Below are 10,416 nucleotides of genomic sequence, written 5' to 3'. Positions count from 1 at the left end.
GTAGCGAGATACGCTAAAGCGCTAAAGTCAGCACCTTAGAGCGCCGCTGATAGTTGTACAGCTCTTGGCGAGTGTTAGGGAGTGCTGACACATCAGAGAGCAAAAAGCCTTGTTCCAAAAACCAATGCAGACTGTGGGTGGTGAGCACAAAAATGGTTTCGAGCCCTTTGGCTTTGGCGCGTTGTTTGAGGTGATTGAGGAGCATGACGCCGCGGTCGCCATCACGGTAGTCTGGATGAATGGCGACGCATGCCATCTCGCCGGTGCGCGCTTCACTAAACGGATAGAGTGCGGCGCAGCCTATCACTAATCCATCGCGTTCGATGATGGTAAAGCGGGGGATTTCTTGCTCCAATTGTTCTCGCGAGCGGCGCACTAGGATCCCTTGTTGCTCCAAAGGTCGGATCAAATCCAAGATCCCACCGATATCGTCAATCTGGGCTTGGCGCACTTTTTCGGCACGCTCCATCACGATCTGGGTGCCGATCCCTTCAATCGAGAACAGCTCTTGGATCAAGGCGCCGTCTTTTTTATAGCTGATCAAATGACTACGAGTGACTCCCGCGCGGCACGCGGCAATCGCGCCTCGTAAAAAGCGACTGGTGCCAGAGTCGGTATCGCCAGCGGCTTCTCTCGCTTCTAGAAGTGGCTGGGCTTGGGTGGGCAGTAACTCAGAAATCACCTCATTGTCTTGGTTTAAGACCCCTTGCTCGGAACAAAAGCCAATTAACTTGTCTGCGCGTAACCGAATCGCGACTTGAGTCGCCACTTCTTCGGAGGTGAGGTTAAAGCATTCCCCCGTCACTGAGCTGGCTACCGGCCCCATTAGCACAATCGCGTTTTGATCGAGCTGGCGCTGAATGCCGTCAATGTCGATGCGGCGAATTTTGCCACTATGGCAGTAATCAATGCCCTCGTCGACGCCCAACGGTTGAGCAATAACAAAATTGCCACTGATCACATTAATTTGAGCGCCCGCCATGGGTGTATTGTTGAGCCCCATGGATAAACGCGCCGTAATGTCGAGCTGCACTTGGCCGGCGGCTTGTTTGACCACTTCAAGCGCGTGGCTGTCGGTGATGCGTATTCCTTTGTGATACGGTGTTTCCAGTCCGTACTGGTTTAAGGTGCGATTGATTTGCGGGCGGGCGCCGAAGACCAATACCAGCTTCATGCCTAGGCTATTGAGTAGAGCGATATCATTGACGATATTTTGAAAGTTCTCATCCGCCATGGCCTCGCCGCCAAGCATGATCACCGCGGTTTTATCTCGGTGAGCATTGACATACGGCGCCGATTGGCGAAATCCTTTAACCAGGGCGGTACTTCTTATTTTCACGCGCTCATCCGTTTAATTATTCACTAATATTGCCTTTTTATTCTTTTTGTTCGGTGCGTGTCAACCCCCAAGCAAGTAGATAATTGCAGAGGAGAGGCAAGGATGTACTCTGCATCGTGATGTTTTTTGCACTACGTTTATCATTATTCGCGCAATGTTTGGGAACTATCTCTCAAGATTCGCAAGTGGTTTATCAATGTGGGTCAGTTAGTTCGTTAAAATCACAATAAAACCAATAAGTGAGGTTGTAGCGTGCGGTTAACCAAACAATTTATCATGCTGGTGATTGTTCTCGTACTGGGCTGGGTGAGTTTTACCGTGGCCACCCGCCCAGAGCTGTTTGCGCCACATATGACAGACAAACAGCTTTATGGCGAATGGGTAGAACAAGATGTGGCCCCTTATGCAGCCGACCGATTTGAAATACGTCCTGATGGTGTCTACACCAATGGGAGTCGCGCCACCACGGAGTACCAGTTTGATGGCGATCAGCTTAAATACACGATAGGAACGGAAACCTACCTGTATCGGGTTGAAGACGCAAAGACGCTCGAGCGTATTGAACCTGCTCACTACACATCTTTTTTTGCTAAAGATAAACGCTCATAAGAGGAAGTGTTATCCCCAATGCGACCTGGATCAGTAGTGCTGTGATTCCAACGTGGTGAGCAGCTCGTTGACCGAGCACTGTTTCGTCGCCACCTTTCGCAAGAGATCGGCGGTTTGCGCATCACCACCCAGACAACGCTGAATACTGGCATTAATCACTTGGCGAGTGCAGCCTTCGCTGGCCATCATCCGGATCCATTGGTACTCCACTGCATCACTATCAAGTAGCGTTGAACGCCCAACTTTTAAATCCATCGCTGCTTTACTCCTTTATGTTGCACTTTCTATGCAGTTTTGTTGCAAGGACAGTACATAATAATTATATGACACTTTGATGAATGTCGCCTTGGTAAAGGAAGTAAGCTGAATAGGGTCACAATAAATCTGTATTGGTTTGCAGACAGTTACAAACTTAACGTTGAGAACTGATTGCGAAGCGGGGCGGTTTTTGCGAGCCTTAGCGCTATTAACTCACTGATTGGAATATGGTGTGAAAAAAGCGTTAGTCGTGATGGCGTGTGTGGCGGCACTCGCAGGGTGTATGCGTCCCACTGACCGGGGCCAACAATATGTGGATGGGCGATTTGAATCGATACTCACCCCGGTACCACAAGTGGTTTCTGAAAGCCCGCGAGACTTTAGTTTATTCAATGAGCAATTAGCGGAGGTGACTGCCAACTCACCCTCGTTAGTGGCTGAGCATCAAGCGGTTTATCAGCGTTTGCAAGCCTGGTTGGACGCGGGAGGCGAGATTGAGGCACTTGCGGATTATGGCTTAGGGGTGAACCAAATGGCAGGGGGAGATGATTTTGGTAACGTGATGTTTACCGGTTATTTCTCTCCTGTGATAGAGATGCGTCACCAACCGGATGCCCTGTTCCGCTATCCTGTCTACGCCAAGCCCCCTTGTGGTGAGGACTGTCCAGACCGTGCTGCTATCTATGCTGGGGCGTTAGATGGGCAGGGCTTAGAGCTGGGCTACAGCGCCTCCCTTATCGATAGTTTTATTATGGAAGTACAAGGCAGCGGCTTTGTGCATTTTGGCGATAACGACCAACTGGAGTATTTTGCCTACGGTGGCAAGAATGGTCACCCTTATGTCAGCATTGGAAAAGTACTGATCGAGAGGGGGGAAGTGCCGCGCGAAGAAATGTCGCTGAAAGCGATCCAAGAGTGGGTGGCTGCCCACAGTAAAGATGAAGTGCGTGAATTACTCGAGCAAAATCCCTCTTATGTTTTCTTTACCCCTAAGGCAGCTGATCCTGTCAGTGGTACGGCAGGTATTCCATTGAAAGCCGGGGCGTCAGTGGCGGCGGATAGACGTTATTTACCCATGGGCTCTGTGTTACTGGCTGAAGTGCCTCAGCTGGATGAGCAAGGCAAATGGACGGGCGAGCATGTATTAAAGCTTCTGATGGCATTAGATACCGGTGGCGCGGTGAAAGAGAATCATCTGGACTTGTATCATGGTATGGGCCGTAAAGCAGGCGAGCAAGCCGGGCACTACAAGCACTTTGGTCGGGTTTGGAAACTGGACGCCTTAGCGCCACAAATGGTGAGCCAGCCATAATAACGGGTTAGGTGAGGCCCTTAGTAAATAAAAAAGCGAGCGTCTAACGCTCGCTTTTTGGTAAGCGGGGTTTGATTACTCAATCAACCCGGCTTCACGGTAATAACGCGCTGCACCTGGGTGAAGTGGTGCAGACAGGCCGTCTTGTACCATTTCTTCTTTCTTCAGGTTAGCGAACGCTGGGTGGAGACGGCGGAAGTCATCAAAGTTTTCAAATACCGCTTTAACCACGTTGTAGATAACGTCTTCTGGGACTTGTGTGGAAGAAACGAACGTCGCACCCACACCAAACGTGGTGACGTCGTTGTCGTTACCGCGGTACATACCGCCAGGGATAGTGGCTTGGCGGTAATAGTCACGATCTTCAATCAGCTGTTTAGCTGCATCGTTCGCGACTTCAACCAATACGCTGTCACATGCGGTAGTCGCTTCTTGGATAGCACCACTTGGGTGACCCACGGTGTACACCATGGCATCAATTTTGTTATCACACAGCGCTTTGGATTGCTCGGCCGCTTTTAGCTCAGAAATTTGGCCGAACTTGTCCATATCCCAGCCCATTTGATCCATCAATACTTCGATAGTGCCACGTTGGCCCGAGCCAGGGTTACCAATGTTAACGCGCTTGCCTTCCAGATCATCAAAGGTTTTTACGCCTGCATCGGCACGTGCTACCACGGTAAACGGTTCTGGATGAATAGAGAAAACGGCGCGAAGCTCTTTAAATTCGCCCTGATCTTTAAATTTGCTGGTGCCTTTGTAAGCATGGTACTGCCAGTCAGATTGGGCGATACCCATATCGAGCTCGCCAGCACGAATGGTGTTGATGTTGTAGATTGAACCGCCTGTACTCTCTACCGAGCAGCGGATGCCGTGGTCATCTTTGCTTTTATTGACGAGACGGCAAATTGCGCCACCTGTTGGGTAATAAACACCAGTCACACCGCCAGTACCAATGGTCACAAACTGGTTCGCTTGCGCGCTTGCCGCGGTTCCTAGTGCGGCAGAAAAGCCGAGCGCAATCAGGGTAGGTTTCATCGCTTTCATGCTTAAGATTCCTTTTTAAGTTAGAGGTTGCTATCCGGGCGCACCCTCGAAGTTGTATAACACTCAATGACAATATGACAAAAAAGTGTCACCGCGCTATTTTTTCAATCTTTTAACAATATTTGCAAGCAATTGTATTGGGTTAAAACGATTGGGTCATGGTTTGCCTTAGTGCTTGTACAGGTTTAGTACAATATCCCAGCTTTTCCAGTGTGTTGCGTAAATCTGTGATCTGAGCTGCGTTATCTATGGCCTGGCGTTGATCAACGCGTTGGGTGTTGTTTTCAAAGCCGATTCGTATGTCACCTCCTAGGAGCGCGGTGGTCGTTAGACAGCGGATCTCATGGTGGCCAAATGCACAGGCTGACCATCGCAGGTTGTCATGGTCGGGGAGCGCTTGCCACATGGCGATGATGTCTTCTGGGTGGCCAAATGGGGGGCTTTGATCCCGGCCTGCGACGAACAGTAAATGGTGCCCCTTTGGCGGGATAATGCCGGAGTGACGTAGCTGACGATAGCGCGCCACATCTTGGGGGTGATAGAGAATAAACTGCGTGTAAACAGCATGGTGATGTAGCCACGCAAAAAATGTTCTGGCCTCGGTGGTTTCGGAGGGATCAGGTACCAGCTCTCTGAGCGCAATGGAGACGGCCTCAGGCTTTACGGCTTTCACTAACGCGATTTGCTCTGAGGGGCGATAGCGACCCACGGCTTCGGTCGTGAGTTGAATGACCATGCGATCACCGACCGCATCTTGGACTTGCTGATAAAGCCGATGATTGAGAATGGGGTCCAAACTATGCGCGCCAGACTCATCTCGTGCATGAATGTGCGCCATGGCGGCACCGGCGTCAGCGCATGCTTGCAGGCAGTTAATCAGTGATGGCGTATCAATGGGGACGGCATTATGCTGGGAAGGCTGCAGCCGCGCGCCATTGGGGGCAACCATGATGGTGCGTGTATCGGTCATCTTTTCTCCTTAAGCCTGGGTTGAGAGCAAGACAGACTGCTTAGTGTGGCAAACAGGTGTCTAAGGTTATCCTTAGTTTTTCGGCTATCTCATCAATGTGTGGCTGTTTAATGATGTAGGGAGGCGCCAATAAAATATGGTGCCCTTGTTTGCCATCAATGGTGCCGCCCATGGGATAGCACATCAGGCCGTTTTCCAGCGCAGTTTGTTTGATTTGTTTCGCTAGCGGCAATGTAGACGAAAAAGGCTGCTTTGACGCTTTATCTGCCACCAACTCAAGCGCGAGAAAGAGTCCTCGGCCACGAATGTCGCCGACAAAAGGATGGGAATGAAAATGATGAGTGAGGGTGGCTTTTAACGCCTCTCCCTGCTGGCCGGCGGCGTCTATTAGACTATCTTGCTGGATTGCTTTTAATGTGGCGAGCCCTGCAGCACAGGCAGTAGGGTGTGCCATAAAGGTGTGGCCATGTTGGAAAAAGCCCGAGCCGTTAGCGATCGCGTTGTAGATAGGGTCAGCCACAAGCGTCGCGCCAATAGGCTGATAACCGGCGGCTAGCCCTTTGGCGATAGCCACTATATCTGGAACGATATGTTCATGCTCAAAGGCGAAAAAGCGCCCAGTGCGTCCCGTACCGCACATTACTTCATCAAGGATCAGCAAAATATTGTATTGGTCGCAGATCTCACGAATACGCGTAAAGTAGCCTGCTTCCGCCGTCAATGCGCCAGCTGTCGCGCCAACGACAGGCTCAGCCACAAACCCGATGACATTCTCCGGACCTTTTTCTAACAGCATGGCTTCAAGCTCGTCGGCCACCCGCTGACCATATTCGTAAGCGGTCTCATCGGGACGCTGATCGCGATAGGCGTAACAGGGAGCAATCAGACTGGTATCCATTAATAAAGGTGCAAAGGGCGCACGACGCCATGCGTTACCTCCCACGGACAGCGCGCCAAGTGTGTTGCCGTGGTAGCTTTGGCGTCGGGCAATAAAGTGTTGGCGCTGCGGCTGGCCAACTTCCACCCAATATTGACGTGCCAGTTTTAATGCCGCTTCCATCGCCTCTGATCCGCCACTGACCAAGTAGGCATGATTGATCGTCGCCGGTGCTAAGTCAGTGAGTATGTCGGCCAGTGCTTCACTGGTCTCGGAGGTAAAAAAGCCAGTATGCGCATAGGGAATAGCCTCGAGTTGGGCGCGAATCGCATCCAATACTGCAGGATGATGATGACCAAGGCAAGATACCGCGGCACCACCACATGCATCTAGGTAGCGCTTTCCCTGCGTGTCAGTCAGATACATGCCGTGACCACTTGCGATAGTGGGAAGATATTGATGACAGTGGCGATGGAATACGTGGCTCATACGATTGCCTCATAGTGACGTTTGCACATGAGTATGAACCGATTGTATTTTGCGCGACAAAGGATATATTTTCACCAGGTATGAAAAAAAGGAATGGGAATGGAAGCGCGTTTGCCATCGATGCGAGCGTTACAAGCGTTTGTAGTGGTCGCCCAGCAAGGCAGCTTTTCGGAAGCGGCTAAGGTATTGCATGTCAGTCAAAGTACTATCAGTAAACAAATCCAACAGCTAGAGCAGTGGATTGGACAACCCTTGTTTGCGCGGACCGCGTATGGGGTGGTGCTCAATGCCATTGGAGAGACTTATCTTCAATCAGTCTCCTCAGGGATCCATGAAATTGCCAACGCGACGGCTTACGCACGTCAACAGAGTGTCCAGCAAGAGTCGGTCAGCTTGCTGGTGCCGCCATCTTTTGCCAGTCTGTGGTTAATCCCGCAACTACAAGACTTTAAAGCTCGTTATCCGTCGGTATCGGTGACGGTCAGCGCGAGTGATTCTATCCCGCAGGGGAAAGAAAAAGATGTTGATATCCTCATCCGTTGCCAGCCACATCAACAAGCAGGCTCCCAGTCAACCTGTCTGGCTAATGAACATCTATCCTTATTAGCCGCTGCCGCTATTGTCCCTCAGCCTATTGAGCGTGCGGCGCTACTTGCTACGGTGCCGGTGCTTTCTCACCTGACCAGGCCGACACTGTGGGAACATTTTTGGCTGCAATTTGGCTTAACGGATAGCAACCCGCAGTATGGCGCGGGGTTTGAGCACTTTTTTATGGCATTGGAGGGGGTGCAGCAAGGCATGGGGATGGCATTAATTCCTACCTTTATGGCGACAACCAGTCTACAACAAGGAAAAGTCGTGAACCCTTTGGGGCTAGGTATTGATAGCGGCTATGGTTATTACCTCTACAGTGCAAGCTACAAGCAGCGCGCCGCAGGCGTTAGCCAAGTTGTGCATTGGCTTTGTGACCGCTTTGCGCGGGATCCCGCTAGACAATTATCGAGCAAGTCGGTATAACGCCCCTCGGTTTGATGAACAAAGAGACGGGTATGACACGCCAGTTATCAGATGCCTATTGGCAACGTTTTGGAGGCACCGCAAGGCTCTACGGCCAGCGTGCGCTCGAAGTATTTAGTCAAAGCCACATCTGTGTGATTGGCATTGGTGGTGTTGGCTCGTGGGCGGCAGAATCGTTAGCGCGAACCGGTGTGGGGGCAATGACATTAATTGATATGGATGATGTGTGTGTCACCAACACCAATCGACAAATCCATGCTTTGAAAGAGACTATCGGCCAAAGCAAAAGCGAGGTGATGGCCGAGCGTGTCGCGGCGATCAATCCAGAATGCCAAGTGACTGTGATTGATGACTTTATCTCGCCGGATAATATTGCTGAGTACATCGACAAGCGCTTTGATTATGTGCTTGATGCTATCGATAGCATTAAGCCCAAAACGGCTCTATTGGCTCACTGCAAGCGGCACAAAATCAAAGTCATTACCGTGGGTGGTGCGGGTGGACAGATCGACCCCACTCAGATCCAAGTGGCGGATTTGACTAAAACGATTCAAGACCCGCTCGCGGCGAAGCTGCGTAACAACCTTCGTCGTTTTCATGGCTTCACGAAAACCCAGGGACGTAAGTTTGGCATTGATTGCGTGTATTCTACCGAGCAGCTCAAATACCCTCAGCCTGATGGCAGTGTGTGTGAAAGCAAAGTGTCAGCCGAGGGACCCAAACGCATGGACTGTGCCAGTGGTTTTGGGGCGGCAACCATGGTGACCGCGAGTTTTGGTTTTGTCGCTGTCTCGCGCATTTTACAAAAGCTAATCGCTGCTGATCAGCGTCGCGATCAGGCTAGCTGAGTCTGCTTTACTCTGGGGGAAGGGCGCGTAAGCCAAATTCGCCCATACGAAACGCACTCCATGCTCTTTGGTAATCGCCACTGCTTTTGAGTTGATGAATACCACGGTTTAAGCGTTCTACCCAGCGTGTGCTCTCAGGATGCTGGCGACTCAGTAGAACATGAAGGGGGGTGACACGCAGAGGGGTAGGGTGAAAAGTAATGTGCTGACGCGTGTCATCAGGCATCACAGTGCGTAGGATATCCATCACTACATATTGGTTACCAATAATCACATCGGTTTCGCCAGTGAGTAAGCTGCGCAGCTTCTCGACTTCGTTAGGATAGCGGCGTATCACCACGTCGCCACCTTGCTGATTAAAGTTTGCCAGCATGGCATCTTCTATATAGCTCTCGCTGATCCCGACGCGTAAGCCGTTTAGGCTGGCTAACGACTGCCAATCAAAGTGTCGGTTTTTGAGATGAAAAAACACCACGGTTTCGGTATAAATGGGAGCAGAGTAAACAAAGTCATTTTCACGTTTTGGGGTGTAGCCCCAGCCAACGGTCCCATGAACCGCGCCCTCTTTCGCCTTCATTTTTGCTTGCTGCCAAGGTGTAAACGCGATCTCTATCTCTAGTCCTTGTCGCTTCCCTGCTTCTTTAACGATATAGGCAACCACCCCTTGATGCGCTAAGCGATCTGAGAGGAAAGGGGGGTAATCGCCTGCCAACAATTTTAGCTGAACCTGTGCGGCGGCGATGGAAGGTAAATAAAGGAGTAGGGTCACGAGCAGTATTCGCCGCATAACACCTCCAAGATATAAAACGTCGTTACGGCCAAGGCCTAATGATTGTAGTGGGCGTGGCGAAAATGACTCCAGATCATTTGATACCGCCCATCCGCTTTGAGTCGCCGTAATGCTTTGTTAAAGCGCTCTGCCTGATCATAGCTTTGCTTTGTTTGTCGGCTAAATAAAACGTACAGCGGGGTAATTCTTATTGGTCGCGGATGATGGGCAACGTTTTGTTTTTGGCTAGGGGCCACCTCTTGTGCGATCACCCTTTTGAGTACGTCTATGTTGCCTAACGCCAAGTCGATTTGCTGAGCGAGTAGCGCATCGATTTTTGATTTTTCATCAAAGAATTCTTGGATTTTAACGTCAACGCCTGACTTTTGCAGTTCAGTCAGTGTCTTAACGTCAATAAAGCCTTTGGTCACCCCGATGGCAAAGCCATCTAGATCTTGTGGGGACTGCCAATCAAACTCGCGTTCGGTAAGGTAGAAAAAGCCAACGCTTTCGGTATAAATTGGGTCCGAGTAGATGAAGTTATTCGCACGTTCTTGTGTGTAGGCCCAGCCTATGGTGCCGTCCCATTCGCCGGTTTGAGCGAGATTCATCGACTGATGCCATGGGAAATAACCTAGTGATACCGCGATGTCTGCCTCTTGCGCCGCCTGCATCACGATTTCAGTGATCGGGCCTCCATCAGGCACAGTCTGAGTAATAAAGGGCGCATATTCACCCGATGTCAGACGCAGTGTTTGAGCCTGTACGCTCATCGAAATGAAAAGAAGAGTGGTTAATAGACAGTACCATGCCCATCTCATATTGACGCTACACCGTTTTGCTTCCATGGCTTTGAGTGTAGTTCAATCATATAAAAAAAG

General features: G+C 50.6%; 11 protein-coding genes. 4 read left to right on the top strand and 7 right to left on the bottom strand.

Features of this window, described 5'->3' with window-relative positions; all coding sequences use genetic code 11:
* Positions 1 to 13: 13 nt before the first annotated feature.
* Positions 14 to 1,339 carry an amino-acid N-acetyltransferase gene (gene argA, locus EHW56_RS07770; protein WP_172970000.1) on the bottom strand — a complete coding sequence of 442 codons (1,326 nt, stop codon included), beginning with the start codon at positions 1,337 to 1,339 and terminating at the stop codon, positions 14 to 16.
* A 252-nt stretch (positions 1,340 to 1,591) separates the two neighbouring features.
* Here argA and EHW56_RS07765 point away from each other — a divergent pair, with 252 nt between their 5' ends.
* Positions 1,592 to 1,948 (top strand): DUF2850 domain-containing protein, encoded by a 357-nt coding sequence (locus EHW56_RS07765; protein ID WP_046074143.1) that lies wholly within the window; start codon positions 1,592 to 1,594, stop codon positions 1,946 to 1,948.
* Between the two features lie 30 nt (positions 1,949 to 1,978).
* Here EHW56_RS07765 and EHW56_RS07760 read toward each other — a convergent pair whose 3' ends face one another.
* Complete coding sequence (locus EHW56_RS07760; RefSeq protein WP_046074144.1) at positions 1,979 to 2,203, bottom strand: hypothetical protein; 225 nt, start codon at positions 2,201 to 2,203, stop codon at positions 1,979 to 1,981.
* A gap of 235 nt (positions 2,204 to 2,438) precedes the next feature.
* On the opposite strand from EHW56_RS07760, the gene mltA reads away from it, so the two are divergent.
* On the top strand, positions 2,439 to 3,518 hold the full coding sequence (mltA, locus tag EHW56_RS07755; protein WP_172969999.1) for a murein transglycosylase A: 1,080 nt from the start codon (positions 2,439 to 2,441) through the stop codon (positions 3,516 to 3,518).
* A 75-nt stretch (positions 3,519 to 3,593) separates the two neighbouring features.
* Here mltA and EHW56_RS07750 read toward each other — a convergent pair whose 3' ends face one another.
* The 3 genes from EHW56_RS07750 to EHW56_RS07740 all read right to left on the bottom strand — a co-directional run bounded on the left by EHW56_RS07750 (position 3,594) and on the right by EHW56_RS07740 (position 6,901).
* Positions 3,594 to 4,565: a TAXI family TRAP transporter solute-binding subunit gene (locus EHW56_RS07750; RefSeq protein ID WP_046074145.1), complete on the bottom strand. Its 972-nt coding sequence runs from the start codon at positions 4,563 to 4,565 to the stop codon at positions 3,594 to 3,596.
* Positions 4,566 to 4,707: 142 nt separating this feature from the next.
* Positions 4,708 to 5,535, bottom strand: coding sequence for a 3-keto-5-aminohexanoate cleavage protein (locus EHW56_RS07745; RefSeq protein WP_152799488.1), 828 nt, complete (start codon positions 5,533 to 5,535; stop codon positions 4,708 to 4,710).
* A 40-nt stretch (positions 5,536 to 5,575) separates the two neighbouring features.
* Positions 5,576 to 6,901, bottom strand: coding sequence for an aspartate aminotransferase family protein (locus tag EHW56_RS07740; protein ID WP_152799486.1), 1,326 nt, complete (start codon positions 6,899 to 6,901; stop codon positions 5,576 to 5,578).
* 99 nt (positions 6,902 to 7,000) lie between these two features.
* Here EHW56_RS07740 and EHW56_RS07735 point away from each other — a divergent pair, with 99 nt between their 5' ends.
* Positions 7,001 to 7,918, top strand: coding sequence for a LysR family transcriptional regulator (locus EHW56_RS07735; RefSeq protein ID WP_172969998.1), 918 nt, complete (start codon positions 7,001 to 7,003; stop codon positions 7,916 to 7,918).
* Positions 7,919 to 7,950: 32 nt separating this feature from the next.
* Positions 7,951 to 8,766, top strand: coding sequence for a tRNA cyclic N6-threonylcarbamoyladenosine(37) synthase TcdA (gene tcdA / locus EHW56_RS07730; protein WP_077666548.1), 816 nt, complete (start codon positions 7,951 to 7,953; stop codon positions 8,764 to 8,766).
* A 7-nt stretch (positions 8,767 to 8,773) separates the two neighbouring features.
* On the opposite strand, the gene EHW56_RS07725 is transcribed toward tcdA, so the two are convergent.
* Positions 8,774 to 9,553 carry an ABC transporter substrate-binding protein gene (locus EHW56_RS07725; protein WP_152799468.1) on the bottom strand — a complete coding sequence of 260 codons (780 nt, stop codon included), beginning with the start codon at positions 9,551 to 9,553 and terminating at the stop codon, positions 8,774 to 8,776.
* Between the two features lie 38 nt (positions 9,554 to 9,591).
* Positions 9,592 to 10,308: an ABC transporter substrate-binding protein gene (locus EHW56_RS07720; protein ID WP_172969997.1), complete on the bottom strand. Its 717-nt coding sequence runs from the start codon at positions 10,306 to 10,308 to the stop codon at positions 9,592 to 9,594.
* Positions 10,309 to 10,416 lie beyond the last annotated feature (108 nt).

Origin of the sequence: Salinivibrio sp. VGrn1 (assembly GCF_009377995.1) — a bacterium.
Lineage (GTDB): Bacteria > Pseudomonadota > Gammaproteobacteria > Enterobacterales > Vibrionaceae > Salinivibrio > Salinivibrio siamensis.
The sequence above is the reverse complement of the archived record's forward strand: the minus strand, read 5'-3'. Positions and strand labels throughout refer to the sequence as shown.